The sequence below is a fragment of the Bradyrhizobium manausense genome, assembly GCF_001440035.1.
GTDB classification, from domain to species: domain Bacteria; phylum Pseudomonadota; class Alphaproteobacteria; order Rhizobiales; family Xanthobacteraceae; genus Bradyrhizobium; species Bradyrhizobium manausense.
Window position 1 is genome coordinate 751793 of record NZ_LJYG01000108.1, and the last position, 25301, is coordinate 777093.

At 64.8% G+C, this 25301-nt stretch carries 25 protein-coding genes and 2 pseudogenes; 9 read left to right on the top strand and 18 right to left on the bottom strand.

What is annotated here, in order from left to right; translation table 11 throughout:
• Nucleotides 1–26: 26 nt before the first annotated feature.
• From nusB to AOQ71_RS33775, 10 genes are all read right to left on the bottom strand, one after another.
• Nucleotides 27–521 carry a transcription antitermination factor NusB gene (nusB, locus tag AOQ71_RS33730; RefSeq protein ID WP_057756390.1) on the bottom strand — a complete coding sequence of 165 codons (495 nt, stop codon included), beginning with the start codon at nucleotides 519–521 and terminating at the stop codon, nucleotides 27–29.
• 3 nt (nucleotides 522–524) lie between these two features.
• Nucleotides 525–1016 (bottom strand): 6,7-dimethyl-8-ribityllumazine synthase, encoded by a 492-nt coding sequence (gene ribH, locus AOQ71_RS33735; protein ID WP_057756392.1) that lies wholly within the window; start codon nucleotides 1014–1016, stop codon nucleotides 525–527.
• Nucleotides 1017–1105: 89 nt separating this feature from the next.
• Nucleotides 1106–1714, bottom strand: a complete 609-nt coding sequence (locus AOQ71_RS33740; RefSeq protein WP_057756394.1) for a riboflavin synthase — start codon at nucleotides 1712–1714, stop codon at nucleotides 1106–1108.
• Nucleotide 1715: 1 nt separating this feature from the next.
• Nucleotides 1716–2864: a bifunctional diaminohydroxyphosphoribosylaminopyrimidine deaminase/5-amino-6-(5-phosphoribosylamino)uracil reductase RibD gene (gene ribD, locus AOQ71_RS33745; RefSeq protein ID WP_057756396.1), complete on the bottom strand. Its 1149-nt coding sequence runs from the start codon at nucleotides 2862–2864 to the stop codon at nucleotides 1716–1718.
• Nucleotides 2861–3343 carry a transcriptional regulator NrdR gene (gene nrdR / locus AOQ71_RS33750; RefSeq protein ID WP_057756398.1) on the bottom strand — a complete coding sequence of 161 codons (483 nt, stop codon included), beginning with the start codon at nucleotides 3341–3343 and terminating at the stop codon, nucleotides 2861–2863. The genes ribD and nrdR overlap by 4 nt, the downstream gene beginning before the upstream one ends.
• Nucleotides 3344–3474: 131 nt before the next feature.
• Entirely contained in the window at nucleotides 3475–4776 is a 1302-nt protein-coding gene (gene glyA / locus AOQ71_RS33755) for a serine hydroxymethyltransferase (RefSeq protein ID WP_057756400.1), read from the bottom strand.
• A 301-nt stretch (nucleotides 4777–5077) separates the two neighbouring features.
• Nucleotides 5078–5299, bottom strand: coding sequence for a hypothetical protein (locus AOQ71_RS33760; protein ID WP_057756403.1), 222 nt, complete (start codon nucleotides 5297–5299; stop codon nucleotides 5078–5080).
• A 37-nt stretch (nucleotides 5300–5336) separates the two neighbouring features.
• A complete protein-coding gene (locus tag AOQ71_RS33765) occupies nucleotides 5337–5573 on the bottom strand; it encodes a hypothetical protein (protein ID WP_057756406.1) in 237 nt (78 codons plus the stop codon).
• A gap of 198 nt (nucleotides 5574–5771) precedes the next feature.
• Nucleotides 5772–6290, bottom strand: coding sequence for a transcriptional regulator LdtR (gene ldtR, locus AOQ71_RS33770; RefSeq protein ID WP_027529973.1), 519 nt, complete (start codon nucleotides 6288–6290; stop codon nucleotides 5772–5774).
• Nucleotides 6291–6814: 524 nt separating this feature from the next.
• On the bottom strand, nucleotides 6815–7306 hold the full coding sequence (locus AOQ71_RS33775) for a DUF6163 family protein (protein ID WP_057756408.1): 492 nt from the start codon (nucleotides 7304–7306) through the stop codon (nucleotides 6815–6817).
• A 127-nt stretch (nucleotides 7307–7433) separates the two neighbouring features.
• Between AOQ71_RS33775 and hemB the strand changes: the two genes are divergently transcribed.
• Nucleotides 7434–8495 (top strand): porphobilinogen synthase, encoded by a 1062-nt coding sequence (gene hemB / locus AOQ71_RS33780; protein WP_057756411.1) that lies wholly within the window; start codon nucleotides 7434–7436, stop codon nucleotides 8493–8495.
• 162 nt (nucleotides 8496–8657) lie between these two features.
• Here the strand turns inward: hemB and AOQ71_RS33785 are convergent, their stop codons facing one another.
• Nucleotides 8658–9281, bottom strand: a complete 624-nt coding sequence (locus tag AOQ71_RS33785; RefSeq protein ID WP_057756414.1) for a DUF6151 family protein — start codon at nucleotides 9279–9281, stop codon at nucleotides 8658–8660.
• Nucleotides 9282–9475: 194 nt separating this feature from the next.
• Here AOQ71_RS33785 and AOQ71_RS33790 point away from each other — a divergent pair, with 194 nt between their 5' ends.
• Both AOQ71_RS33790 and AOQ71_RS33795 read left to right on the top strand, forming a co-directional pair.
• Nucleotides 9476–10024, top strand: a complete 549-nt coding sequence (locus tag AOQ71_RS33790; protein WP_057756772.1) for an RDD family protein — start codon at nucleotides 9476–9478, stop codon at nucleotides 10022–10024.
• 129 nt (nucleotides 10025–10153) lie between these two features.
• Complete coding sequence (locus tag AOQ71_RS33795; protein WP_057756417.1) at nucleotides 10154–10930, top strand: arginyltransferase; 777 nt, start codon at nucleotides 10154–10156, stop codon at nucleotides 10928–10930.
• Between the two features lie 42 nt (nucleotides 10931–10972).
• On the opposite strand, the gene AOQ71_RS33800 is transcribed toward AOQ71_RS33795, so the two are convergent.
• Nucleotides 10973–12337: an Nramp family divalent metal transporter gene (locus tag AOQ71_RS33800; protein WP_057756420.1), complete on the bottom strand. Its 1365-nt coding sequence runs from the start codon at nucleotides 12335–12337 to the stop codon at nucleotides 10973–10975.
• A gap of 171 nt (nucleotides 12338–12508) precedes the next feature.
• Between AOQ71_RS33800 and AOQ71_RS33805 the strand changes: the two genes are divergently transcribed.
• Nucleotides 12509–13753, top strand: a complete 1245-nt coding sequence (locus tag AOQ71_RS33805) for an MFS transporter (RefSeq protein WP_057756423.1) — start codon at nucleotides 12509–12511, stop codon at nucleotides 13751–13753.
• A 107-nt stretch (nucleotides 13754–13860) separates the two neighbouring features.
• Here AOQ71_RS33805 and AOQ71_RS33810 read toward each other — a convergent pair whose 3' ends face one another.
• Nucleotides 13861–15120, bottom strand: coding sequence for an adenylate/guanylate cyclase domain-containing protein (locus tag AOQ71_RS33810; RefSeq protein ID WP_057756426.1), 1260 nt, complete (start codon nucleotides 15118–15120; stop codon nucleotides 13861–13863).
• Nucleotides 15121–15271: 151 nt separating this feature from the next.
• Here AOQ71_RS33810 and AOQ71_RS33815 point away from each other — a divergent pair, with 151 nt between their 5' ends.
• Nucleotides 15272–16429 (top strand): MFS transporter, encoded by a 1158-nt coding sequence (locus tag AOQ71_RS33815; protein ID WP_057756429.1) that lies wholly within the window; start codon nucleotides 15272–15274, stop codon nucleotides 16427–16429.
• A gap of 32 nt (nucleotides 16430–16461) precedes the next feature.
• Nucleotides 16462–16653, top strand: a complete 192-nt coding sequence (locus AOQ71_RS33820) for a hypothetical protein (RefSeq protein ID WP_057756774.1) — start codon at nucleotides 16462–16464, stop codon at nucleotides 16651–16653.
• Nucleotides 16654–16660: 7 nt separating this feature from the next.
• Here AOQ71_RS33820 and AOQ71_RS33825 read toward each other — a convergent pair whose 3' ends face one another.
• Entirely contained in the window at nucleotides 16661–17485 is an 825-nt protein-coding gene (locus tag AOQ71_RS33825; RefSeq protein ID WP_057756432.1) for an N-acyl homoserine lactonase family protein, read from the bottom strand.
• Between the two features lie 243 nt (nucleotides 17486–17728).
• Between AOQ71_RS33825 and AOQ71_RS33830 the strand changes: the two genes are divergently transcribed.
• The 3 genes from AOQ71_RS33830 (at nucleotide 17729) to AOQ71_RS50045 (ending at nucleotide 20453) form a co-directional block, all read left to right on the top strand.
• Nucleotides 17729–18547, top strand: a complete 819-nt coding sequence (locus AOQ71_RS33830) for a chromate resistance protein ChrB domain-containing protein (RefSeq protein ID WP_057756435.1) — start codon at nucleotides 17729–17731, stop codon at nucleotides 18545–18547.
• Nucleotides 18547–19932, top strand: coding sequence for a chromate efflux transporter (chrA, locus tag AOQ71_RS33835; protein ID WP_057756437.1), 1386 nt, complete (start codon nucleotides 18547–18549; stop codon nucleotides 19930–19932). Before AOQ71_RS33830 ends, chrA begins: the two co-directional genes overlap by 1 nt.
• A gap of 128 nt (nucleotides 19933–20060) precedes the next feature.
• On the top strand, nucleotides 20061–20453 hold the full coding sequence (locus AOQ71_RS50045; RefSeq protein WP_157083746.1) for a DUF3551 domain-containing protein: 393 nt from the start codon (nucleotides 20061–20063) through the stop codon (nucleotides 20451–20453).
• Nucleotides 20454–20729: 276 nt separating this feature from the next.
• On the opposite strand, the gene AOQ71_RS33840 is transcribed toward AOQ71_RS50045, so the two are convergent.
• The 4 genes and pseudogenes from AOQ71_RS33840 to AOQ71_RS49050 form a co-directional block, all read right to left on the bottom strand.
• Complete coding sequence (locus AOQ71_RS33840; RefSeq protein ID WP_057756440.1) at nucleotides 20730–22274, bottom strand: GMC family oxidoreductase; 1545 nt, start codon at nucleotides 22272–22274, stop codon at nucleotides 20730–20732.
• 110 nt (nucleotides 22275–22384) lie between these two features.
• A complete protein-coding gene (parC, locus tag AOQ71_RS33845) occupies nucleotides 22385–24643 on the bottom strand; it encodes a DNA topoisomerase IV subunit A (RefSeq protein WP_057756443.1) in 2259 nt (752 codons plus the stop codon).
• Nucleotides 24644–24783: 140 nt separating this feature from the next.
• Nucleotides 24784–24985: pseudogene (locus AOQ71_RS49045) on the bottom strand (hypothetical protein); the annotation flags it as partial.
• Nucleotides 24986–25086: 101 nt separating this feature from the next.
• Nucleotides 25087–25301 (bottom strand): annotated as a pseudogene (locus tag AOQ71_RS49050) (DNA repair protein RecO); the annotation flags it as partial.

The following is a 25301-nucleotide window of genomic DNA, read 5'->3' on the forward strand; positions in this document are numbered from 1 at the left end:
GGCTACGGCGGAAGTCGTTGCCTCAACTACCCCCGCCCGAACTCATCACCGCGAAACTGGCGGCCGATCTGGTCGAGCACGGCATTGACCATGCCGGTCTCCTCGCGGTCGACGAAGGCATTGGCGACGTCGACATATTCGGACACTACGACGCGGCCCGGCACGTCCTTGCGATGCTGCAGCTCATAGGCCCCTGCCCGCAGCACCGCGCGCAGGATCGCCTCGATCCGCTTCAATGGCCAGCCCTTCGACAGCGCCTCGTCGATCAAGGGATCGAGCTTCTTCTGGTCGCGCACGACGCCGGAAACGACGTCGCGGAAGAATGCAGCTTCGGCCGGCAGATAGGTGTCACCTTCGACCTCGTTGCCGAGCCAGTGGCTCTCGAACTCGGCAAAGATGTCGTTGATGCCGGCGCCGGCGATGTCCATCTGGTACAGCGCCTGAACGGCTGCGAGCCGCGCCGCACCGCGCCGGTTGGCCTTCTTCTCCGCAGAAACTGCCGGTTTCTTGATCTCAGCCATGGCTCAGGCCCGCGCCAGGCGGCGCTTGATGCGCAGCATCGCAAGCGCCGCGCGTGCGGCATCGCCGCCCTTGTTGAGCTCGCTGGCGCGCGCCCGCGCCCAGGCCTGCTCCTCGTTGTTGACGGTGAGAATGCCGTTGCCGAGCGGCAGCTTTCGCGCAACCGCAAGGTCCATCAGCGCGCGCGAGGATTCCTGCGACACGATCTCGAAATGAATGGTGTCGCCGCGGATCACGCAGCCGAGCGCGATCACCGCGTCATAGGGATTGCCGTTCGCCGCAGCCGCGTCGACTGCGATGGCGACCGCAGCCGGGATTTCCAGCGCGCCGGGAACCGTGATGACGTCATGCGTCACGCCCGCCGCCTTCAGCTCCGCGACCGCGCCGTCCAGAAGCGCGTCCTGGAGATCGTCATAGAACCGTGCCTCGACGACAAGCGCCCGTGCGCCGGAAATGTCGGTCTGGTCCTTCAGGGGTGCGCGCCGCGCGTCAGCCATCGTTCAATCCGTTCTACTGGGGTCGGCGCGTTATGTAGTCACCGCGACCGCGTAAGCCAAGTTTTAAAGCGCAAATCCGGCTTCGCCGGTCACTTCATTTCCGTCAGCCGCGCCGCGTAGCGGGCCATCAGATCGACCTCGATATTGACTTCAGCACCCACCTTCCAGCCGCCGATCGTCGTGACTTCGAGCGTATGCGGAATGATCAGCACCGAAAAGGTCGTATCCTCAACCGTATTGACCGTCAGCGAGACGCCGTCGAGCGTGATCGAACCTTTGGTGGCGATGAAACGCGCCAGCTCCCGCGTCGTCGAGAGCTCGAATCGCGCCATGTCGGGCAGGTCTTCGCGGTTGATGATGGTCGCAATCCCGTCGGCATGGCCGGCAACGATGTGGCCGCCGAGTTCGTCACCGATCTTGAGCGCACGCTCGAGATTGAGCTTGGTGCCAAGCTTCCAATGCTTCGCCGTCGTCAGCGCCAGCGTCTCGGCGGCAGCATCGACGTCGAACCAGGTTTTGCCGTCGGCGACACCGGAAGCGACCACGGTCAGGCAGACGCCGTTGTTGGCGATCGAGGCGCCATCGGCGATGGTGGTCTGGTCGTAGCCGCAGGCAATGCGCAGGCGATGCAATTGCCCCTGCGCCACGGGCTTGAAGCTGACGATCTCGCCGATATCGGTGACAATGCCGGTGAACATATTAGGCGCGCTCGTAGATGGTGAGAGTATCGGGGCCGAATGTCTCGCTAGCATGAACCTTATAGGCCTGCGACTGCGTGATTTTCGACAGGGGCAATGCATCGAGCGCATCGACCCCGCCCGCGCCCACCTCTTCCGCTCCGCGGAACAGCCAGATCTCGTCGACGAGGTCGGCGGACACGAAAGAGGCCGCAACGCGGCTGCCGCCCTCGACCATCAGCCGCGTGATGCCTTTCTCGGCGAGCGCGCGCAGCACGGCTGGAAGGTCGAGCCCGGCTGCACCATTCGGCGGCATGCGCATGATTTGCGCACCGGCCGCGCCAAGGCGGGTCGCGGCGGCTGCTTCGGCAAGCTCGGAAGCAATCACCCAGAGCGGCATTTCGCGCGCAGAACGAACAAGCTGGCTGGAGGCGGGAATTCGCAAATTCTGGTCGAGGACGACGCGCACCGGAGAATGCGCTTCCATATCAGGCAGGCGGCAATTGAGCTGCGGATCATCCGCCAGCACCGTGCCGATGCCGACCAGGATGGCATCGCTCTGCGCGCGCAGCAGATGCACGCGATTGCGCACGGCTTCGCCCGTGATCGCGAGCGGCTTGCCGCCTTCAGCGCCAATCTTGCCGTCAGGCGAGACCGCGAGCTTCAGGATCACGTGCGGACGCTTGTCCCGGATACGGCGGAAATGGCCGGCATGGTCGAACGCCGCCTCCGCCGCGCACAGGCCGACATCCACGGTGACGCCGGCGGCGCGCAGGCGCGCATGGCCCTGCCCCGCCACTTCCGGATTGGGATCCTCGATCGCCGCCACCACGCGCTTGATGCCGGCAGCGATCACCGCATCGGCGCATGGCGGTGACTTGCCGAAATGCGAGCAAGGCTCGAGCGTGACGTAGAGCGTTGCGCCGCGCGCCGCCTCGCCTGCACGCCGGAGCGCCTCACGCTCCGCATGCGGCCGTCCACCGGGTTGCGTCCAGCCGCGGCCGACGATGAGGCCGTCCTTGACGATGACGGCACCAACGGCCGGATTGGGCCAGGTGCGTCCCTGCCCGCGCCGGCCGAGCGCCAGCGCCAATTGCATGAAGCGGCGATCCGAATCCTTGGATTCGCGGATCCTCGCGGCGAACTGATCTTCCAGGATGCGGAAGATCATTTGCGGATCGCGGCGAGCCGCGCTTCCTCCTCACCGGAGAGCTCGCCGAGCACGTCGGCGAAATCCTTGGCCTCGCGGAAATTACGGTAGACGGAGGCAAAGCGCACATAGGCGACGTCGTCGAGCGTGCGCAGATGCTCCATCACGGTCTCGCCGATCACCTCGGACGAGATCTCGGCTTCGCCCCCGGTCTCGAGCTCGCGCACGATGGTGGAGACCATCTTCTCCACCCTTTCAGGCTCGACCGGCCGCTTGCGCAAGGAGATCGACACCGAGCGCATCAGCTTGTCGCGGTCGAACGGCACGCGGCGGCCGTTGCGCTTGATCACCGTGAGTTCGCGCAGCTGCACGCGCTCGAAGGTGGTGAAGCGGAAATTGCAGGCGATGCACACGCGCCGCCTGCGGATGACGGAAGAGTCCTCGGTCGGACGCGAGTCCTTTACCTGCGTATCGAGACTGTTGCAGTTCGGGCAGCGCATCCGAGTACCTTGATCCCTAGAGCATGATCCGGAAAAGCGTGAAGCGGTTTTCCGGAAAGATCATGCTCAAACAAAGAGCTAAAGCGCGATGATGATACAACCCATTCTCATCGCGCTTTAGACTTGGCCTCTTACTGATAGATCGGGAACCGATCCGTGAGCGCCTTGACCCTTTCCTTGATCGCGGCCTCGACCAGCGGCGCCTTGCCGTCGTCGGACTGTGCGATCGCGTTGAGGACCTCGGCGATCATGCCGCCGACCTGCTGGAATTCGGCGACGCCGAAGCCGCGGGTCGTCGCTGCGGGCGTGCCGAGACGCAGGCCGGAGGTCACGAACGGCTTTTCGGGGTCGAACGGAATGCCGTTCTTGTTGCAGGTGATGGCGGCGCGAACCAGCGCCTTCTCCGAGACGTTGCCCTTCAGGCCCTTCGGCCGGAGGTCAACCAGCATCAGATGGTTATCGGTGCCGCCGGAGACAATGTCGAAGCCGTGGCTCTTCATCGCCGCGGCCAGCGCCTTGGCGTTCTCGACGACGTTCTTCGCATAGACCTTGAAGTCCGGACGCAACGCTTCGCCGAAGGCAACCGCCTTCGCCGCGATCACATGCATCAAGGGGCCGCCCTGCAGGCCCGGGAAGATCGCCGAGTTGAGCTTCTTGGCGAGCACTTCGTCGTTCGAGAGGATCAGGCCGCCGCGCGGACCGCGCAGCGATTTGTGCGTAGTCGTCGTGGTGACGTGCGCATACGGCACCGGCGAAGCATGCACGCCGCCGGCAACGAGACCGGCGAAGTGCGCCATGTCCACGAGCAGGTAAGCGCCGACGCTGTCGGCGATCTCGCGGAAGCGCTTGAAGTCCCAGGCGCGCGAATAGGCCGAGCCGCCGGCGATGATCAGCTTCGGCTTGACCTCTTCGGCCTGCCTCGCGACCGCGTCCATGTCGATGATCTGGTCCTCGCGGCGCACGGTGTAGTGCGACGCCTTGAACCACTTGCCGCTCATGTTGACGGGCGAGCCGTGGGTGAGATGGCCACCGGCCGCAAGGTCGAGACCCATGAAGGTGTCGCCGGGCTGGAGCAGCGCCAGGAACACGGCCTGGTTCATCTGGCTGCCCGAGTTCGGCTGCACATTGGCGAAGTTGGCGCCGAACAGCTTCTTGGCGCGATCGATCGCGAGGTTCTCGGCGACGTCGACCCACTCACAACCGCCATAGTAACGTGCGCCCGGATAACCCTCTGCATACTTGTTGGTCATCACCGAACCCTGCGCTTCCAGCACGGCCCGGCTGACGATGTTCTCGGAGGCGATCAGCTCGACTTCATGCCGCTGCCGGCCGAGCTCGCCCTTGATGGCGGCGGCGATTTCTGGGTCGGCCTGCTCGAGCGAGGCGGTGAAAAACGAAGCGGGCGCAGAGGTTTTGGCGGAGGCAGAGGTCATCGGCGAATATCTCCACCGCCGCAGCCTGTTGGTAAGGGCTACGGTCGGTCCTGTGTGGCGGTTGGAAGCACGCGCGATCTACCACATCGCCCGCCCCCGGCCAAGCATTTGCGGGTCGGGCGTCGGAATTATGCAAGATATGGTGGAGATGGCTGACCTGGAGGCCCGCAAGCTTACGGGACTGCCTCGGCGTAGAGATGGGGACTGACCGGTGTAGGCGGCCCAATCCCCAACCGAAGCCGGCAAGTCGCCCCCGCGGGGGCCAAGCTGACCGGACTTGCCGCCATTCAGGCCGTCCCGTCTACAGCCCGGTATACCCCGCCTTCACCGGGTCCACGCTGCCATCGAGCTGGCGCAGGTAGGTCAGGCCGCAGACGGTCAATCTGTGGGTGTCCTTCTCGCCGGCTTCCATCAGGGTGTTGAGGTAGTTTGTCACCTTTTCCCGCGCCTCTGCGCTCGCCGCCGCCGTCCGGTTGGCGAGCAGGTCATAGGTCTGCATGATGCGGTCGATGGCAGCTTCCATGGCACCCTCTGGTTCATCGATGTTTTTGGAGTCTTGATCAGGCAACGGCGCGAGCCTCGGACTGCGCCTCGAATCGCGTGATCGCCTTGTTGGCGAGCCTGATCTTGTTGAATTCGCCGTGCTGGAGCAGCTTGACGATGATCTCGAGCAGGCGGTCGTTGGTCGCCAGCGAGTCGGGGATTGCACCGGAGCGGCGAAGGTAATTCGCGGCGATGGCGTAGGCATCGCTCACGAGTTCGACGTTCATTACCTGGAACCCGCGCTCGACCAGCATCGCATCCTCCGATCCGGAGAGACAACTGCGATGCCAGAATCCGGTTCCGCCCCTGCTGGCTTTTTTTCGCAACTGCGAAGAGACGTCAAAACGCGCCGGTCCGGGCAAGCCGAGCCGACGGGCTTGGGGAAGTCAGGCACGTTGGGAGGCCTGCCGGTCTTGTTGCGGGCCGGCTTGGCCTTGATCCCTTCTGAAAACTCAGAGACGATACAGGATCTGGTCGGTCCAGAACCGCTCGAGGCGGTGCAGCGACTTGTTGAGGGTCGAGAACTCCTCGCCCGAGATGCCGCCGACCTGTTCAACGGTCTTGACGTGCTTCTGGTAGAGGCTGTCGACGATGCGGCGGACTTCCTGCCCCTGCGGCGTCAGGCGGATGCGCACCGAGCGGCGATCAACGCGCGAGCGCTGATGATCGAGGAAGCCGAGCTCGACGAGCTTCTTCAGGTTGTAGGAGACGTTGGAGCCGAGATAGTACCCGCGCGTGCGCAGCTCGCCTGCGGTCAGTTCCTTGTCGCCGATGTTGTAGAGCAGGAGCGCCTGCACGGAATTGATGTCGGCGCGGCCACGACGATCGAACTCGTCCTTGATCACGTCGAGGAGCCGGCGATGCAGCCGCTCCACCAGAGTCAAAGCTTCCAGATAGAGCGACTGCACCGAACCCTGCGGGCCGGAAACGCGCTCTGCGGTATCTGCCGCAGTTGCGACGGCTTTCATCATGACACTTCCCCTGTTGTCGTTTTTGTCGACACTTATTCGACGCAACTTGTGTTCCGTCTGATAGGTCCAACTTAAGAGGGGCGTTTGAAGATCGGCTTAAATAAGAGAATAAAGAGATCATGAATTTAAGACAGTGAATTGCGGATTAAGCCTGTGCCACAAGCACTTTTCGCAACCGTCTGTTGACCGTGGCAAGGTCCTGTTCACCCTCCGTCCGGGCCCGTTGTCGCATTCCAGAACAGCCACGCCCCAATTCGAAACGCTCGCGTAAGAGCTGTGGCGGATTCGGCGGAGTTAGCGAAAAGTTGCGGCGAATTTTACGCAACCAACGGTCAACCAAGTGCACTACTCGTGTCCCGGCCAAGGGGGAGCGCAGAGCCGGACCCAACAGAAGCCACAAGCGAGATCGCTGATACATGGGCCCGGCTCTACAATGCATCACACCGCTCTGGACGATGCTTTGCATCGCCAGGCCGCGCTGCATTGCGTCCGGGACGCCAGCGTGCGCGCTAAGCTGGCGCCCGCTACGGCGGCCGTTCGCGCGCGGCCATCCAGGCGAGCGCGAGATAGGCGGCGAGCATGAAGGCCTCGACGCCGACGACGATCAGGCTGCCGCCATAGATCCCCGGAAACATCAGCTCGATCACCGCCATCGAGACCACGGTGGTCAGCCACACCACCGCGCCCCAGGGCGTGGCGAGCCACAGGCCGACGGCGGCGACGAGCTCGATCACGGCGAAGTAGATGGTTGAGGCCTGCCAGGCCATCGACTGGTTCTCGAATGCCTCGTCCTCGCCACCGACAAAGCCGGTCACCTGCGCCCAGTGATAGAGGCCCTTGAGGATCGACAGCAGCGCCATCACCCGCAGGAACAGCACCAGCCGGCGCGTCCAGACATTGTCGTCGGACTCAGCTCGCTCCGACGAGATCGCAGCCACCGACATCGCGCTGTCCCGGGCGTTATCTCTGACGGCATCCCTGGCATTGGTACTATCGCGGGTGGATATGTCGGACATGGCCCCCCTTCTGGCTGTTTCGCCCCGCAAAATCAATCGGCTGCCATCACCTTGCGGGAGGTCAAGCCGCGGTGACGGGAACCATGCGAACTGGTATAAGAATAATTCCAGCCGGAGGAAGAGTGTAATGGCGATCAAATACGGACGTCCGATCGAACTGCGCGAGGTTTCGCGCCGGGATGGCACGACCGCCTCCCCTGCCCTCGATCTGACCGTCCGCCCGCGCCGCAACCGCAAGGCCGAATGGGCCCGGCGCATGGTGCGCGAGAATGTGCTCACCACAGACGATCTGATCTGGCCGCTATTCCTGATCGACGGCAACAACAAGCGCGAGCCCATCGCCTCGATGCCCGGAGTCGATCGCCTCAGCGTCGATCAGGCTGTGCGCGAAGCCGAACGCGCGATGAAGCTCACCATTCCCTGTATCGCGCTGTTTCCCTACACCGACCCCTCCCTGCGCGATGAGCAAGGCTCGGAAGCGACCAATCCGAACAATCTGGTCTGCCAGGCGGTGCGCGCAATCAAGAAGGAATTCCCTGAGATCGGCGTCCTTTGCGACGTCGCGCTCGATCCCTTCACCAGCCACGGCCATGACGGCCTGATCTCCGACGGCAAGATTTTGAACGACGAGACGGTCGCGGTGCTGGTGCGCCAGGCACTGGTGCAGGCCGAAGCCGGCTGCGACATCATCGCGCCCTCCGACATGATGGATGGCCGCGTCGCCGCGATCCGGGAGGGGCTCGATCGCTCAGGCCTGCTCGACGTGCAGATCATGGCCTATGCGGCCAAGTACGCCTCCGCCTTCTATGGCCCGTTCCGGGATGCCATCGGCTCGGCAAAGACGCTCACCGGCGACAAGCGCACCTATCAGATGGACAGCGCCAACACCGACGAAGCGCTGCGCGAGGTCGAGCTCGACATCTCCGAAGGCGCCGACATGGTGATGGTGAAGCCTGGCATGCCCTATCTCGACGTGATCCGCCGCGTGAAAGACACGTTCGCGATGCCGACCTTCGCCTATCAGGTCTCCGGCGAATACGCGATGATATCAGCCGCCGCGAACAACGGTTGGCTCGACGGCGACCGCGCCATGATGGAGAGCCTGCTCGCCTTCAAGCGCGCCGGCGCCGACGGCGTGCTCAGCTATTTTGCGCCGAAGGCGGCAGAGAAGCTGCGCTCCCAAGCATAGTGCCGTTAGGGTGGACTAAGCGTAGCGTGCCAACCAGTTCCCGTCATTCCGGGGCGATGCCTTCGCATCGAACCCGGAATCTCGAGATTCCGGGTTCGGTCCTGCGGACCGCCCCGGAATGACGGTCGAGAGAGAACTTTGCTACACCACTCCATCAGCCGCTTACGCCGCAGGCCGGGGTCCACACAGCGGACGCAGCGCGTCGCGCTGCTCGCGGGACAGTACGGTGATGGGATAGATCGGCTCGCGCGCCTCCCGTTTGAAGAACGGATGCGGCCATGTCTTCCCACCCACCTTCCACGCAAGCACCTTGCCGATAGCGCGCAGGATGAGAGAGAGATTAATTCCAGTTGAGCCCACCGGCGGCTCGCCCACCGCATACTTGCCGAGAATGGCGCCGACCGGCGGGCCGGCGGCATCGTCAACGGCCGACGTGCCTCCCTCGAACGCCTGCGCGATGATGCCGACAAAGGGAATGGTCGGCGAGACCGTGTTGCCGACCGGTGTGTTGCAGCAGCTTGCATACCACCGGTAGAGGCCCTTCGGGCTCAGTCGCACCCCCGCGATCCGGTCCTGTCCCTGCACAAAGGAGAGCGTCGACGGCGCGACCTGGACAATGTCGCTGCCGCCTTTCCTATTCAACAGATCGGCGCGGCCGAGCTGGTGGGCGAAGGCCTGGCAGTCGTCGCAGTAGCAGATCACACGATTGACCGTCCTGGGCGACACATCCGTTACCACGGCGCGGACGTCGCCGCAGCGGCAACGCAGTTCGATCTGACCACCCATGAAAATGATCCTGACCGGGGGCGGAATTGGGCCCTCGTCCCTGCAGCATGATGCAAATCATGAACCGCGCAAGCCGTCGCCGGCCGTCGAATCGCCCGAATATTTTGCAGGGTTGACCGGCCGACAGCCTTGGCGTGTGGCCGGATGGTGCCCATGTGCTGCGGGTGAGATATCCGAAACCGGAAGGGAAGCTCATGTCTTACTCGGGTTCGCCAGATGACAGCGGCGTCTGGCGCAATGACGGCGGGGCGCAGCCGCACGCCTACGATCCCTATCTGCATCCGGAACTGTTCCGCGGCGTTGCGACTCGGCGAGTGTTCGCGTTCCTGATCGATATGATCGTGATCTCCGTTCCCGTCATCCTCGGCTACATCTTCATCGCCTTGTTCGGCGTGGTGACGCTGGGCATCGGCTGGGCGCTGTTCTGGCTGGCCTGGCCGGCCTCCGTGATCTGGGCCATCGTCTATTACGGCGCCAGCATCGGTGGCGCCTCGTCGGCGACGGTCGGGATGCGGATCATGGACCTGGAGCTGCGCACTTGGTACGGCGCGCCGGGCTACTTTGTCCTCGGCGCCACCCACGCCGTGCTGTTCTGGGTCTCGGTCTCGTTCCTGTCGCCCTTCGTGGTGCTTGTCGGCCTCTTCAACAGCCGCCGGCGCCTGCTGCACGATTTCGTGCTGGGGACGGTCGTGATCAACAATTCCGTTCGCGCGCCCGTATCCCAGAGCGCACGGACCTGGTGAGTCACGATGGTCAAGGACCTGCTAACCTGGATCCGCTAGACTGATTGATCTGACCAGCCGAGCAGACAGATTGACCGGGAGCTTTCGTAGCGCGATGCTGATACCCAGTTCGGAGGCCCACGACGTCCCTTGACCCAGCATTCGCGCGACACCCCGCAATTCTACCTCACGGCGCCGTCCCCCTGCCCGTATCTGCCGGGCCGGCATGAGCGCAAGGTGTTCACGCACCTCGTGGGGGAACGCGCCGGCGACCTCAACGATCTCCTGACCCATGGCGGGTTCCGCCGCAGCCAGTCGATCGCGTACCGGCCGGCCTGCGACCAGTGCCGGGCCTGCGTCTCGGTCCGGGTCGTCGCCAACGAGTTCCGCCCGTCCCGCAATTTCCGCAAAGTGATGGCGCGCAACGCCGACATCATCGGCGAGCAGCGCAGCGCGGTGCCGACCTCAGAGCAATATTCGGTGTTCCGCGCCTATCTCGATGCCCGCCATCGCCATGGCGGCATGGCCGACATGACCGTGCTCGACTACGCCATGATGGTCGAGGACAGCCATGTCGAGACCCGCATCATCGAGTACCGCAAGCGCGGCCCCGACAGCGGCCTCACCGGCCGCGGCGAGGAGCTGATCGCGGTCGCACTTACCGACGTGCTCAGCGACGGTCTGTCGATGGTCTATTCGTTCTTCGAGCCGAGCCAGGTGTCCCGCTCGATGGGCACCTTCATGATCCTCGACCACATCGCCCGCGCGCGCCGGCAAGGCCTGCCTTACGTCTATCTCGGCTATTGGATCGAGGGCTCCAAGAAGATGGATTACAAGGCCCGCTTCCTGCCGCAGCAGCGCCTCGCCCCCTCAGGCTGGCTGCGCATCGATGCGCAGGGCGATACGGCCTCCGAGCCGCAGGATTAGCTTGCTGTCATGCTCCGCCTGGTGCGCAATTGCGCACGGGGGTCAACCAAACAGCGTATCCACCAGCAGCTTCACGTTCAGAACCACGATCACGCCCGCGACGATCCAGGCGATGGCAACGACTGACACCGGTATCGCGAACTGCCCCATCTTGCGGCGATCGGAGACGAAGCGGACGAGCGGGATGACCGCGAAGGGCAGCTGCATCGACAGCACGACCTGGCTGAACACCAGCAAATCCGCGGTGCCGCGCTCGCCATAAACAGCGGTGACGGCGATCACCGGAATGATGGCGATGCCGCGCGTGACGAGGCGCCGCGCCCAGCTCGGCAGACGCAAATCGAGAAAGCCCTCCATCACGATCTGGCCGGCCAGCGTCGCGGTGACCGTTGAATTCAGGCCAGAGGCCAGCAGCGCCACCGCGAACAATGTCGAGGCGATGCCGAGGCCGAGCAGCGGCGACAGCAGCTCGAAGGCCTGGCCGATCTCGGCGACGTCGGAATGGCCGCTGGTATGGAACGTCGCGGCCGCGACGACGAGGATCGCAGCGTTGATGAACAGCGCCAGCATCAGCGCGATGGTGGAATCCGTCGTCGCCCATTTGATGGCGTCGCGGCGTCCCTCGTCGTTGCGCGCATAGGCGCGCGTCTGCACGATCGAGGAATGCAGATAGAGATTATGCGGCATCACGGTCGCGCCGATGATGCCGATCGCGATGTAGAGCATCTCGGGATTGGTGAAGATCTCCCGCTTCGGCGCAAAGCCGCGCAGCACCTCGGCAACCGGCGGCGCCGCAGCGACGATCTGGACCGCGAAGCAGACCGCGATCACCGCAAGCAGCGCCATCACGAAGGCTTCGAGGAAGCGGAAGCCACGGTTCATCAGGACCAGCAGCAGGAACGCGTCGAGGGCTGCGATCAGCGCGCCGCCGACCAGGGGAATGCCGAACAGAAGTTTCAGCGCGATCGCGGTGCCGATCACCTCGGCAAGATCGCAGGCGATGATCGCCGCTTCACAGGCGAGCCAGAGCAAGAAGTTCACCGCCGGCGAATAGGTGGCGCGGCAGGCCTGCGCCAGATCACGGTCGGTGACGATACCAAGCCGTGCCGCCAGCGACTGCAGCAGGATCGCCATCAGGTTCGAGAGCAGGATGACCGAGAGCAGCGTGTAGCCGAACCTTGACCCACCGGCGAGGTCGGTCGCCCAATTGCCGGGGTCCATGTAGCCGACCGAGACCATGTAGCCCGGGCCGACAAAGGCGAGCAATCGCCGCCACCATGCCCCGGCCGCGGGGATGGCGACGGTGGCATTCACCTCAGCGAGGCTCTTGGTGGCCGGCGCGTCGGTGCGCCAGCCGGCGGCATCTTGGGTCAGGTCCTGGGTCAGATCGGGCGATCGGGCATCCATGCGGTCAGAATACCGGAGTCGATTCTTATTGCAACTCATTTGCAACTGCATCTAGGCCCATTGGTTCCCACTGCCCGCCCGGGCTTTGCCCGCTCCTGTCGGGAAGCGGGTGGGATTGACCGTTCCCGGAAGCGAATACTGGCAGCATCACGAGTTTGCAGGAAATGCGCCATGTCAAATGCCCCTCGGCTTCCCGACACCTTCAACCGCCTCGCTTGGTCCAACCTCACGGCGCAATCGGCCGAGCAGATCGCGCTGGCCGCCGCCCCCATCGTCGCCGTGCTGACGCTGGGCGTTGCCGAGGGCCAGACCGGCGTGCTCCAGACCGCGCTCACTTTGCCCTTCGTGCTGTTCGCGATTCCCGCCGGCCTCCTGGCCGACCGCATCTCCCGCCGCGCGCTGATGGCAGGTGCCGAGGCGCTGCGGGCGGTGGCGCTGGCGGCGATCGTGCTGCTGCTCTGGCTCGGCGCGCTCAACCTGCCGCTGCTGGCGCTGCTCGGCTTTGCCGCCGTCTGTGGCACCGTCGTCTACAGCGTCGCCGCGCCGGCGCTGGTGCCCTCGCTGGTGAGCGCCGAGCTGCTGTCGGCCGCGAATGCCCGCATCGAGCTTGCGCGCACCATCGCCTTTGCCAGCGGGCCCGCGCTCGGCGGCGCGCTGGTCGGCTGGTGGGGCGCGAGCCCGGCCTTCGGCTTCGCCGCGGCGCTGTCAGCGATCGCCGTGATGCTGCTCTCCGGCCTCTACGAGCCCGCGCGTGCACCGGTGCCACGACGCCATCCGTTCCAGGACATTCGCGAGGGCGCCGGTTTTGTCTTCCACCATCCGCTGCTGCGGCCGGTGTTCATCACCCAATTCATCTTCAACACCGGCTGGTTTCTGCAGATCGCGGTGTTCGTGCCCTATGCGGTGCGCCATCTTGGCCTGACCGCGGCCGGCGTCGGCACGGTGCTGACGATGTACGGCGTCGGCATGGTGATCGGGGCGCTGTTCGCCACGCGCGTGATGAAGCGCATCGCCTTCGGCACCGTGGTCGGCCTCGGCCCGATCACCGGTTTTATTGCCGCTGTGGTGATGGCGCTGACGGTGCCGGTGCCCTCGCCCTGGCTTGCGGCCTTGAGCTTCTTCCTGCTCGGCGTCGGACCGATCCTCTGGGTGATCTCGACCACGACCTTGCGCCAGTCGGTGACGCCGCCGCGCCTGCTCGGGCGCGTCTCCGCCATCAACATCATGAGCTACGGCGCCCGCCCGCTCGGATCAGTGCTCGGCGCGATCGTCGGCGGCCTCTGGAGCGCGGAAGCGTGCCTCTTTGTTGCGGCAGCCGTGTTCGGCGTGCAGGCGCTGGTGATCTGGCTTTCGCCGGCGGTGACGCTCGACCGGCAGCCGGCGATGGTGGGCGACGAAGCAGCAGTGCGCTGTTAGGCGCAACGTCATTGCGAGCGAAGCAATCCAGTATCTCTCGGCGGGGCAGTCTGGATTGCTTCGTCGCAAGGGCTCTTCGCAATGACGGAGATGCGGAAGCAGCCGAGCTAGTTCGCCAGATATCGCTCATAGCTGCCGGTCACCGGCTCGCTCGCATCGACTTCAGGGTCGAGCGTGTAGAGATCCTGCGCGCGGCCGATGCCGCGCAGCGCATAGCGGCCAGTGGAAACGAGGTAGCGGCGGCCGGCGGCATCCAGGCCCTTGTAGAACTCGGCTGACGCCAGCAGTTCCCGATCGACCGAGCGGCTCATCGAGGCGATGCGGCTGACCTCGTTCACGGTCGGCCCCACCACGGTGAAATCGAGCCGGTCCTCGCTGCCGATATTGCCGTAAAAGACCTCGCCGACATGCAGGCCGATATAGGCCGACGTGGTCGGGCGGCCCTCCGCCGCCCGGCGCGCATTCAGCGCCGCGATGTTCTGGCGAAACAGGTGCTCGGCCCGCAGCGCGGCCCGCCGCGCATCGGCCATGTCCTCGCCCCAGAACATCGCCAGCACGCCGTCGCCGATCAGCTTCAGCACGTCGCCACCTGCCTCGTGGATCGCGTCGATCACGGCCTGGGCGTAGTCGTTGAGGAACGGGATGATCTCGTCCGGCGCGATGCTCTCGCTGATCCCGGTCGAGCCGCGCAAATCCGAATACCAGAGCACGGCATTGATGCGCTCGGTGACGCCGCGCGATATCCGCCCGCGCAGGACCTGCTCGGAGGCATCGCGCCCGAGATAGACCCGCCCCAGCGTCCGCACGATGTCGACCTGCTGCGCCGATTTGATCGCAAGTCCCAGCACCGGCACGAGATCGCGCAGCGCGGCGAGCTCGGCTTCGCTAAAACCTTCGTCCCGCCGCGTCGTCCAGTAGGAGTAGAGGCAGTCCATCTGCCCGAGCGCTCCGGTCTCGCCGAAGCGGTGCACGAAGGCCAGGAAATGGCGGTGACCGTGTTCGGCGAGCTCGCCGATCTGCGCGAAATCGAGCGAGGGCGCGTCGGCAAGATCGATCACCATCTCGTCGTGGCCATGCTCGAGCAGATGATAGAACACCGAGCGGCGCCAGTTCTTGGCCGCATCGCCATCCGCCGTCGAGCCGTATTCGATGACGTTGCTCTCGTTGCTCGGCGTGTCGCTCCAGCGGAAGGCACGGCCCTCGTAGATCGGATGCAAGGTGTCGATGACGACGAGGCCGCGCGAAAGTTCCAGCCCTTCAGCGCGGCAGCGCTCGCAGAAGCCGCGCAAGAGTTCGGGTTCGGGAAGGCCGGTGAGCCCCTGGCCGGCCACCCAGTTCATCAACGCAAGGCGGGAGGTGAGTTGCATACGCCATTATGGCGTGCATTCGTGACGAACGAAAGGCCGCAACCAAGGCTCGCACGGCCAGCAGGTCGAATATGCCGCCAACGCTGTTGACGCGCTCTCGCCTCGGGTCGCAAATGCTGAAGATGACACCAAAGGCCAGAAATTCGACGACATGAGCCAGCGCCAGCTTCCGATCATCCTCGCGCTCGGCACCACGCAGACCCTGGCCTGGGCTTCCAGCTATTATCTGCCGGCCCTGCTCGCCGATCCCATGGCGCACGACCTCGGCATCTCCAGCAACTGGATTTTTGGCGCGTTCTCAGCCTCGCTCGTGATCTCCGCGATGCTGGGCCCCCGCATCGGGCGACAGATCGACCTCGTCGGCGGGCGACAGGTGTTGTCCGCCTCGAACCTGACCATTGCCGCCGGCCTCGTCCTGCTCGGCTTCTCCCAGTCGGTGGCGGTGATGACCTTCGCCTGGTTCGTGCTCGGCATCGGCATGGCGATGGGGCTTTACGATGCCGCGTTCGCGGCGCTCGGCCGCATCTATGGCACGGAAGCGCGCGGCTCGATCACCGGCATCACCTTGATGGCCGGATTCGCCTCGACCGTGGGCTGGCCGCTCACCGCCTGGGGATTGGCCCATATCGGCTGGCGCGAGACCTGCTTCGCCTGGGCTGCCGCCAACGTCCTGATCGGCTTGCCCCTCAATTTCTTCATGCTGCCTTCGATCAAGGGCGCCAGGCAGGCCGCGGCAACGGCGGAGAAACCGCACGTCCCGCTCGACCGCACCATGGTCCTGTTCGCCTTCGTCTTTGCCGCGGTCTGGACCGTCACCGGCGCCATGGCCGTGCACTTTCCGCGCATCCTGGAGGCGACCGGTGCGAGCCATGTCGAGGCGATCGCGGCCGGCGCGTTGATCGGGCCGGCCCAGGTGGTCGCGCGCATTCTCGAAGCCAGCGTCCTCTCCCGCTTCCATCCATTGTGGTCGACCCGCCTGGCCTGCGTCACCCACCCGATTGGCGCGGCCGTCGTCGCCATCTTCGGCGCGCCGGCCGCGAGCGCCTTTGCGCTGCTGCACGGCTCCGGCAACGGCATCTTGACGATCGCGCGCGGAACGCTGCCGCTGGCGATCTTCGGCCCGAAGGATTTCGGCTACCGCCTCGGCATCATCGGCGCGCCGGCGCGGATGGCGCAGGCGATCGCGCCGCTGGCCTTTGGCCTGCTGATCGACATGATGGGGGCCAAGGTGCTGATGGTCTCATCCGCGCTCAGCCTGTCAGCGCTGGCCGCGCTGCTCCTGATCCGCGCAGAGAAGCGGCCGGATTGACCGTGCCGCCGCTTTCGCGCACAAGCGCTGGCATGACCGACGACAAGAGCCCGCCCCGCACCCTCAAAGGCCTGATCCGCTGGGCCATGACGCCGCCGCAGGCCTGGGGCGTCTATCTGCTGGCTTTGCTCCTGGTGTGGCTGGTCTCGTTCTATGCCGGGACGCTGAAGCCGAAGAAGACGCCGGACGCAAGCCCGCCGCCGGTCACCGCACCGAAAAGCTGATCCTGTTTCAGTTGTAAAACTCCGGCGACATCTTCTGGGTGTCGCGCTGGGCCTTGTCGTGGTTGATCCAGAGCTGCGCCTTTTCCTTGTCGAGCGTGTCGGCAATCTTCTGCATCGAGGCCGCGCTCTGGTCCTTGTTCGCGTTCATGCTGGGAACGCGGCGGTTGTCCCAATTGTCCTTGAAGTGAACGGCATCGCCTGAGAGCACCACCACGCCGGTCTTCGGCAGCCGCACCATCAGCGATTGGTGCCCCGGCGTGTGGCCGGGCGTCGAGAGAATGGTGATGCTGCCGTCGCCGAACACGTCCTTGTCACCGGCGAGCAGCTCGACGGGATGTGAGGGCTTGAAGCGCGGCTCGTTGTTGGCGCCGGGCCAGTCATACTCGACTTTCTGCACGTAGAGCCTCGCCTGCGGGAACATCTCGACATTGCCGATGTGATCGGGGTGCGTGTGCGAGACGCCCATCACCTTGACGTCGGCGGGCTTCACGCCGATCTGCTCGAGCTGCGAAGCCAGCGTCTTCGGGCGCCGCCAGGTGACGGCCTTGGGATCGGCCGGCACAAGGCCGTTTGGCATCGCCGCGACGGCGTCGGCAATCCCGGTGTCCCACAGGAACCAGCCCTGGCTGTGCTTGATGAGATAGCAGGTGTCGACGAAATCCATCGGCTTGCCTTCGTTTACCCCCGGTGACCAGCGCCCGATATCGCCGGCAACGCCCTCCCCGCAATTCATGATGTAAAGCCTTTCGACGCCCGGCTTCTGCGCGAACGCAGCCTGGGCGGACAGCGCGAGTGCGGCCATGGCGAGAGCGAGCTTGAATTTGCGGGTCATCCTGGTCCTTCCTGCAGCCTTCTCTTTGCGACCGAGGATCAACCCCGGCCCCGCCGCAGAATTCCGCTTCCACGCACTCCAGGCGTGAGCGAATATCATTCTCGCGTACAATGCCATGGTATCAGGCGATTGACAGGTCGGCGTGGTTTCGCTGTAATCACGGCATGGGGATTGAGCGATCTCCCCACGAGGCGACATGCCCAAGTATCGCGTCCCGTTCAGTTCCCACGAGGACGCATCAACATGCCTACATTCACGACCATATCTTCAGATAAATTGGCGCGCCTGATCGGCACGGCCAATGCTCCTGTCCTGATCGATGTCCGCACCGAGGACGATTTTGCCGCCGACCGGCGGCTGATCCCCGGCTCGATCAAACTCAGCCACGAGACGGTTGCGGAATGGGGCGGGCAATTTGCCGGCCGCCGCACCATCGTCTCCTGCCTGCGTGGAGAAAAGCTCGCGCAGGGCACCGCGGCGTGGCTGCGCCAGCTCGGCGCCGAGGCCGAAACGCTCGAGGGCGGTTTCGAGGGCTGGAAAGCAGCAAATCTGCCGCTGCTCGACACCCGCAAGCTGCCCCCACGCGATGCCAAGGGGCGCACGGTCTGGGTGACGCGCGCCCGGCCCAAGATCGACCGCATCGCCTGCCCCTGGTTGATCCGCCGCTTCGTCGATCCCGCCGCGGTGTTCTTGTTTGTCGCGCCGCCCGAAGTGGTCGCGGTCGGCGAGCGCTTCAAGGCTGCGCCCTTCGACATCGAGAACGTGTTCTGGAGCCACCGCGGTGAACTCTGCACCTTCGACGTGATGATCGAGGAGTTCGGCATTGCCACGCCGGCGCTGCTGCGGCTCGCGACTTTGGTGCGCGGCGCCGATACGGCGCGGCCCGATCTGGCCCCGGAGGCCCCAGGCCTGCTCGCAGCCTCGCTCGGGCTGTCGCGCATGTACGACGACGACCTCGAACAGCTCGAGGCCGGCATGTTGCTCTACGACGCCTTCTATCGCTGGTGCCGCGACGCCACGGCCGAGACCCACAACTGGCCGACCAACAAGGTGAAGGCGTAATGGACACCCGTAACGTTCAAGCAGGAGCTGATGCCGGTCACGGCATCAGCTTCGGTGAAGCCTTTCGTGTCTGGCTCCGTGTCGCGTCGTTGAGCTTCGGCGGGCCTGCGGGCCAGATCGCCGTGATGCACCGCATCCTGGTCGAGGAGAAGAAGTGGATCTCCGAAGGCCGCTTCCTGCATGCGCTGAACTACTGCATGCTGCTGCCGGGACCCGAGGCGCAACAACTCGCTACCTATGTCGGCTGGCTGATGCATCGCACCGCGGGCGGGCTGATGGCGGGCGGGCTGTTCATCCTGCCCGGCATCATCGCCATCATGGGCCTCAGCTATATCTATGCGGCCTGCGGCAATGTCAGCTTCGTCGAGGCGCTGTTCTTCGGCCTGAAGGCCGCCGTGCTCGCCATCGTCGTCGAGGCCGTGTTTCGCGTCGGCAAGCGCGCGCTGAAGAATCGCATCATGATCGCGCTGGCCGCGATCGCCTTCGTTGCGATCTTTTTCTTCGCGGTGCCGTTCCCTGTCATCATCATCGCCGCCGGCCTGATCGGCTATGCCGGCGCCCGCGCCGGCCGCACCGAGTTCGCGCCCGCGGGTCATGGCCATGGCGGCAGCAACGCAGCAATCGACAGCATGCTCGGCGAAGCCGTGCCGGAACATGTGCGTCCCGACACCGCGCGTGCGATCCGCACCGCCGCGCTCTGGCTGTGCCTGTGGCTCGTTCCGGTGATCGTTCTGCTGCTGGCGCTCGGCCAGGCCAGCGTATTCAGCCAGATCGCGCTGTTCTTCTCGAAGATGGCGCTGGTCACCTTCGGCGGCGCCTATGCCGTGCTGGCCTATGTCGCCCAGCAGGCGGTTGAGCATTATCACTGGCTGAAGCCGCACGAGATGCTCGATGGCCTCGGCATGGCCGAGACCACGCCGGGCCCGCTCATCATGGTGCTCCAGTTCGTGGGCTTCATGGCGGCCTATCGCGATCCCAGCGGGCTTTCGCCGATGCTGGCGGCAACCCTCGGCGGCTTGCTCGCCACCTGGGTCACGTTCACGCCCTGCTTCCTCTGGATCTTCGTCGGCGCTCCCTACATCGAACGGCTGCGCGGCAACACAGGGCTTGCCGGCGCCCTGAGCGCGATCACCGCTGCCGTCGTCGGCGTGATCCTCAATCTGTCGATCTGGTTCGCGCTGCACACGCTGTTCCGCGAGACCGTGCCGGTGCACGCCTTTCCGCTGGATTTCGACAGGCCGGTATTGACGAGCGTCGACCTGCCGGCGCTCGTGCTGTCGATCGCAGCCGCGACCGCGATCTTCCGCTTCAAGCTCGGCATGCTGACGGTGCTGGCCGGGAGCTGCGCCGCCGGCGTGGCGTTACGGATGGTGGGGGTGATCTAAAGCGGAATTCCGCGAGCGTTGACGTGGATCAATACTGCCGACGTTGGGAGTGCGACCGGTGTGTTGAACCCGACTTGGAGTACCGACTTGGAGTACCGACTTGGAGTACCGACTTGGAGGACGCTCCAATGTGTAAATGGGCTTTGACGATTTTGACCGTGGCTATCGCCTTGACAGCGGGGCAGGCCCGGGCCCAAAGATTCGATCCGGCTTTTCCCGTTTGCTTGAACGTCGTCTCTCGCGGAATCAGTCCATACTATCGGTGCACCTATACGACGATGGACCAATGCAGGGCGTCGGCCAACGGTCAGATGTGCGTCCTCAACCCATATTACGCCGGTGCGACGGCCGGAGGGAAGAAGCGGCGCAATTCTCACCAAACATACACGCCGCCTGAGCCGCCGGTCCACCGCCGGGCCGCGCCGTACAATCAATTCAATGAACCTTATTATGGCGCCTCCCAGGGTTACGCACCGGGCGAAAAAGAACGATTTCTCCAAAGTACGAGACAATACATGTGACGGATGATGCGCCGGTCGGGCAAAGCAGCCGCGATCGGGAGGCCCTTCTGTCAAGCCCTTCGGGCGCGATGACGTTGCAACTCGCCGCGAGAAGGCAAAGGTGCGTCTGTTGTTTGGAATTTAGATTGGAGAGCGATGGCCTCTCCGCTTGCTCCGCCATTGCGAGCGCAGCGAAGCAATCCAGGGCCTTTTTTCAGAGGGATTCTGGACTGCTTCGCTGCGCTCGCAATGACGCCGAGATAGCCGCGAGGACCAGCGCACACGAGGCCCGCAGCACTACCGCATCATCATCCGCGCGATCGCTTCCCCGATCACCACCGTCGTGAAGTGCGTATTGGCGCGGCAGTCGGACGGCATGATCGAGGCGTCGGCGACGCGCAGGCCCGAGATGCCCTTCACGCTGCCATCAGGATTGACGACACCGTCGGTATCATTGACGCCGCTCATGCGGCAGCTGCCGGCAGCATGCTGGATGTCGCCGGTTTCACGCCGCAACAATGCATCGAGCTCGTGATCTGGCAGGCTTGCTGCCTGCGGCAATGTCAGGTCGGTGTCGGCGAGCCTGATCCAGTCGGCGATGCCTGACAGCGCCGGCTGCGAGGTGATCGCTGCGAGCCGCTTCACCGCATCCATCATGCGCAGCATATCGCGGGGATCGGCCAGCATGTTTTCCTCGACGATGGGATCGATCGACGGATCGGTCGAGGCCAGCTTGAGCGTGCCGCGCGAATAGGCGTTGAACAGACCGGCGCCGATCGCTCCGGGCATGCCGATGCCGCGATGATTGAACGCGATCAGGATCATGTCGCGCTTGCCGCCATTGGCGAGGCCTGAGGAATAGGTCACGCAGCAATTGGTGTGGCGGGTGTCCGGATCGGTCGGCCGCAGATCCTCTTGGAGCTGGATCGCGGCGCGAAACAGTGGATGATCGAAGAAATGCTTGCCCACAGGCAGATCGCGTTCGACCCCGATGCCCATCGCCTTCAGCTCTTCCGCAGGCCCGATGCCCGAGCGCAGCAGGATCGGCGGGCTGTGGATCGCGCCGGCGCAGAGCACGATCTGGCGCGCGCTGATCTCGTGGGTGCCCTGCCCCTCGATGTGGACGCGAAGGCCGGTCGCCCTGTTGTCGCTGATCAGGACGCGATCGACCAGCGCACGCCCGCGGATCTCCAGATTGGCGCGGCCACGCGCGGGCTCCAGATAACCCTCATTGGTGGTGATACGGCGGCTGTCGCGGCTGTTGATGGGATAGCAGGCGACGCCCTCGCCGTCAGGGCCGTTGAGATCGGCGCACCAGGGATAGCCGCTCGCGAGCGCCGCATCGCGCAAGCCGCGATCGATCGGGCCCCATTTCTCCGGTGGTGCGCGATAGACCGGCAACGGTCCGCCGCGACCATGGCCTGAGGTGTCGCCGAACTCCAGATCGTCCTCGATCACGGAGAACAGCGGCATCACCTCCCGGGCCGACCAGCCGGTGCAGCCATTGGCCGCCCACTCGTCGAAGGCATCGGCAACGCCGCGGATGGCGATCTGGCCGTTCATCATCGAGGAGCCGCCGAGCCCCTTGCCGCGCCAATAGAAACGCGGCTCCTGCCCGGCGACGCGGCGCGTCAGCAGATCGGGCCATTGCCACTTCTCCTGATATTCGCGCTGGTGGATGATCGGGATCGGGTTCGGCGTCCTGACTTCCCAGGGCGCCTCGTCGGCGCGCCAGTCGAGCCCCGCTTCGAGCAGCAGGACGCGTCGTGCCGGATCCTCGGAGAGCCTTGCTGCAACCGCGGCGCCGGCGGAGCCACCGCCGACAACAATGACATTGTACATCGCGTTACTTCTCAACGTTCCCAAAAACCGGCATGACGGACGGTATCAGACCGCGCAGACCGATGCAGCAATGGAGGAGCATTGCTGCATATCACGAACGAGAGCCACGCCTACCCGATCACCTTGCCGAACTTGTTCGACTTCGGAAAACCCTTCGGCGGCAGCCGGCCGGCGTCGGCGCGGGTGCCTTGCCATTCGGCGAGTTCCTTCATGCTCGCCGAGAATTCGCGCCCCGCGGAGTCCTTCCAGGTCAGGCCGGCCTTGGCGTCGAACACAGCGACGTCGGACAGGCCACCGTCCTTGTACTTCTGCAAGCGCACGCCGCGGCCGCGCGCCATCTCCGGCACCTGCTCGAGCGGGAAGATCAGCATCTTGCGGTTCTCGCCGATGACAGCGACGGTGTCGCCAAGCACCTCGGTGATCGCGCGCGCCTCGTTTGGCATGTCGACGTTGAGGACCTGCTTGCCCTTCTTGGTGGTGCCGACGCAATCATCCTCGTTGACGACGAAGCCCTGGCCCTCGTGGCTCGCCACCAGGAATTTGCGGCCCCCCTTGTGCACGAACAGCGCGACGGGCGCCGCCTCCTGCTCGAGGTCGATGAACAGGCGGATCGGCTCGCCGTGGCCACGACCGCCCGGCAGCTTCGCAACGTCGAGCGAATAGAACTTGCCGTTGGTGGCGAACAGCAAGAGCTTCGAGGTCGTCTCGGCGAAGAAGGCGAAGCCGAGCTTGTCGTCCTGCTTGAAGGCCAAGCCGGAAAGATCCTCGACATGGCCCTTCATGGTGCGGATCCAGCCCTTGTCGGAGACGACCACGGTCACCGGCTCGCGCTCGACGAGGGCTTCCTCCATCGCGGCGAGATCGTGCTCGGGCGCATCGGCGAAGGTGGTGCGGCGCTTGCCGAGCGGCGTCTTCGGTCCGAACATGTCGCGGACCTTGCCGACCTGCTCGCCGACCTTCTTCCACTGCTCGGCTTCGGACGCCAGCAGGCTCTCGATCCCTTTCAGCTCCTTGCGGAGATCCCGGTCCTCGTTGCGGATTTCCATTTCCTCGAGCCGGCGCAGATTGCGCAGACGCATGTTGAGGATGGCTTCCGCCTGGATCTCGGTGAGCTTGAACGCCTTGATCAGGGCCGGCTTCGGCTCGTCCTCGGTGCGGATGATCTTGATCACCTTGTCGAGGTTCAGATAAGCGACCAGATGACCGCCGAGGACTTCGAGCCGGTGCTCGATCTGCGCCTTGCGATAGCTGCTGCGCCGGATCAGCACATCGCGCAGATGGTCGAGCCATTCGCGCAAGGCTTCCGCGAGCCCGACGACCTTGGGGATGCGGCCCTTGATCAGCACGTTGAGGTTCAGTGGAATCTTGTTTTCGAGCTCGGTCAGCCGGAACAGCGATTCCATCATGAGCGCCGGATCGACGTTCTTCGACTTCGGCTCGATCACGATGCGGACGTCTTCGGCCGACTCGTCCCTGATGTCGCCGACCAGCGGCAGCTTCTTCTGGTCGAGCAGCTCGGCGATCTTCTCGATCAGGCGCGACTTCTGCACCAGGAAGGGAATCTCGGTGACGACGACGACCCAGGTGCCACGAGCGCCCTCTTCCTGCTGCCATCTGGCGCGGACACGGAACGAGCCGCGGCCGGTGGTGTAGGCTTCAGCGATCGCCTGCTTGGAATCGACGCAGATGCCGCCGGTCGGGAAATCCGGGCCCTTGACCCACTTCAGCAGCGCCTTGGATTTCGCGTCGGGCTTCTCGATCAGGTGCAGCGCGGCGTCACAGAGTTCGGCGGCATTGTGCGGCGGGATCGAGGTCGCCATGCCGACCGCGATGCCCTGCGCGCCGTTGGCGAGCAGGTTCGGGAAGCCGCCGGGCAGCACGATCGGCTCCTTCGATTGGCCGTCGTAATTGGCGCGGAACTCGACGCCGTCCTCGTCGATGCCGTCGAGCAAAAGCCGCGCGACATCGGTCATGCGCGCTTCGGTGTAGCGGTAGGCGGCGGGGTTATCGCCGTCGATATTGCCGAAATTGCCCTGGCCGTCGACCAGCGGGTAGCGCGAGGAGAAATCCTGCGCCAGACGCACCATGGCGTCGTAGATGGCCTGGTCGCCATGCGGATGGAACGAGCCCATCACGTCGCCGACGATCTTGGCGGATTTTTTGAAAGCCGTGCCCGGGTCCAGCCTGAGCAGGCGCATGCCGTAGAGGATGCGCCGGTGGACAGGCTTCAGGCCGTCGCGCGCATCGGGGAGCGCGCGATGCATGATGGTGGAGAGCGCATAGGCGAGGTAGCGCTCTTCCAGCGCTTCCTGCAGCCGGACCTCGTGAATTTCGGCCGGTTCTTCCGGTGGAACGATTCGTTTTCCCATGCCGCCCGGTTAAACCGTGGAAGCGAATCGGGCAAGGAGGGAGTGGTTCCCTGTTGGCTGCTCCTACCCTCCCCAACCCGCCGTCACGGTCGGCTGGACGCTGGCCGGGGGTATCGCCGGCATATTGGTGACACAGCGGNGGCGGGCCGCCTCGATCTCGGCATCGGTTGCGCCATGGGACCGCGCCCATGTCTCTGCCGCCGCAGCGGAATATTTCGCCACATAGTACCGGACAAGGGTGCAGGAGGCGCGCCGAAACACGCCAGGTTGCGGTTCGCCGGCCATTGCATCGGGCGCAAAAGCAAGCAGCGCCGCCGTCAGCGCAAAACCCTTGATCAACATCTGGGCTGTCCCCCGTTGTGGAACCAGCCCGCCCAACGCGGAAGCCCCCATTTTGTTCCAGGAAACCCCATGTCATCAGGTATTGCAGGAGCGCGATCCGCTCATGGCGCCGGCAGCGCCGCCTTGGCCTGCTGCCGCGTCAGGGCGTTGATGAAGCCGGCGCGCGCATCGGAATGGCCCTGCCCGCGCGGCTCCAGCACATGGCGCAGCAGAAACAGGCCGGTCAGCCGAAAGCCGTCCTGGAGATCCTCGTCGGTGAGGTCGTCAGCGGCTTCGCCATGGCGCAGGAAGGGCGGCAGCCGCAACAGCCGGTCGC

What these genes read in the sequence shown, in the direction of transcription:
- AOQ71_RS33840 (WP_057756440.1), bottom strand. Translation starts at nt 22,274, where the DNA reads ATGTACAATGTCATTGTTGTCGGCGGTGGCTCCGCCGGCGCCGCGGTT.
- ribH (WP_057756392.1), bottom strand. Translation starts at nt 1,016, where the DNA reads ATGGCTGACGCGCGGCGCGCACCCCTGAAGGACCAGACCGACATTTCC.
- AOQ71_RS33775 (WP_057756408.1), bottom strand. Translation starts at nt 7,306, where the DNA reads ATGTCCGACATATCCACCCGCGATAGTACCAATGCCAGGGATGCCGTC.
- AOQ71_RS33800 (WP_057756420.1), bottom strand. Translation starts at nt 12,337, where the DNA reads ATGGATGCCCGATCGCCCGATCTGACCCAGGACCTGACCCAAGATGCC.
- ribD (WP_057756396.1), bottom strand. Translation starts at nt 2,864, where the DNA reads ATGATCTTCCGCATCCTGGAAGATCAGTTCGCCGCGAGGATCCGCGAA.
- AOQ71_RS50045 (WP_157083746.1), top strand. Translation starts at nt 20,061, where the DNA reads ATGTGTAAATGGGCTTTGACGATTTTGACCGTGGCTATCGCCTTGACA.
- AOQ71_RS33830 (WP_057756435.1), top strand. Translation starts at nt 17,729, where the DNA reads ATGCCTACATTCACGACCATATCTTCAGATAAATTGGCGCGCCTGATC.
- AOQ71_RS33820 (WP_057756774.1), top strand. Translation starts at nt 16,462, where the DNA reads ATGACCGACGACAAGAGCCCGCCCCGCACCCTCAAAGGCCTGATCCGC.
- hemB (WP_057756411.1), top strand. Translation starts at nt 7,434, where the DNA reads ATGGCGATCAAATACGGACGTCCGATCGAACTGCGCGAGGTTTCGCGC.
- glyA (WP_057756400.1), bottom strand. Translation starts at nt 4,776, where the DNA reads ATGACCTCTGCCTCCGCCAAAACCTCTGCGCCCGCTTCGTTTTTCACC.
- AOQ71_RS33760 (WP_057756403.1), bottom strand. Translation starts at nt 5,299, where the DNA reads ATGGAAGCTGCCATCGACCGCATCATGCAGACCTATGACCTGCTCGCC.
- AOQ71_RS33740 (WP_057756394.1), bottom strand. Translation starts at nt 1,714, where the DNA reads ATGTTCACCGGCATTGTCACCGATATCGGCGAGATCGTCAGCTTCAAG.
- parC (WP_057756443.1), bottom strand. Translation starts at nt 24,643, where the DNA reads ATGGGAAAACGAATCGTTCCACCGGAAGAACCGGCCGAAATTCACGAG.
- AOQ71_RS33810 (WP_057756426.1), bottom strand. Translation starts at nt 15,120, where the DNA reads ATGCAACTCACCTCCCGCCTTGCGTTGATGAACTGGGTGGCCGGCCAG.
- AOQ71_RS33815 (WP_057756429.1), top strand. Translation starts at nt 15,272, where the DNA reads ATGAGCCAGCGCCAGCTTCCGATCATCCTCGCGCTCGGCACCACGCAG.
- nusB (WP_057756390.1), bottom strand. Translation starts at nt 521, where the DNA reads ATGGCTGAGATCAAGAAACCGGCAGTTTCTGCGGAGAAGAAGGCCAAC.
- nrdR (WP_057756398.1), bottom strand. Translation starts at nt 3,343, where the DNA reads ATGCGCTGCCCGAACTGCAACAGTCTCGATACGCAGGTAAAGGACTCG.
- AOQ71_RS33765 (WP_057756406.1), bottom strand. Translation starts at nt 5,573, where the DNA reads ATGCTGGTCGAGCGCGGGTTCCAGGTAATGAACGTCGAACTCGTGAGC.
- ldtR (WP_027529973.1), bottom strand. Translation starts at nt 6,290, where the DNA reads ATGATGAAAGCCGTCGCAACTGCGGCAGATACCGCAGAGCGCGTTTCC.
- AOQ71_RS33805 (WP_057756423.1), top strand. Translation starts at nt 12,509, where the DNA reads ATGTCAAATGCCCCTCGGCTTCCCGACACCTTCAACCGCCTCGCTTGG.
- AOQ71_RS33825 (WP_057756432.1), bottom strand. Translation starts at nt 17,485, where the DNA reads ATGACCCGCAAATTCAAGCTCGCTCTCGCCATGGCCGCACTCGCGCTG.
- chrA (WP_057756437.1), top strand. Translation starts at nt 18,547, where the DNA reads ATGGACACCCGTAACGTTCAAGCAGGAGCTGATGCCGGTCACGGCATC.
- AOQ71_RS33785 (WP_057756414.1), bottom strand. Translation starts at nt 9,281, where the DNA reads ATGGGTGGTCAGATCGAACTGCGTTGCCGCTGCGGCGACGTCCGCGCC.
- AOQ71_RS33790 (WP_057756772.1), top strand. Translation starts at nt 9,476, where the DNA reads ATGTCTTACTCGGGTTCGCCAGATGACAGCGGCGTCTGGCGCAATGAC.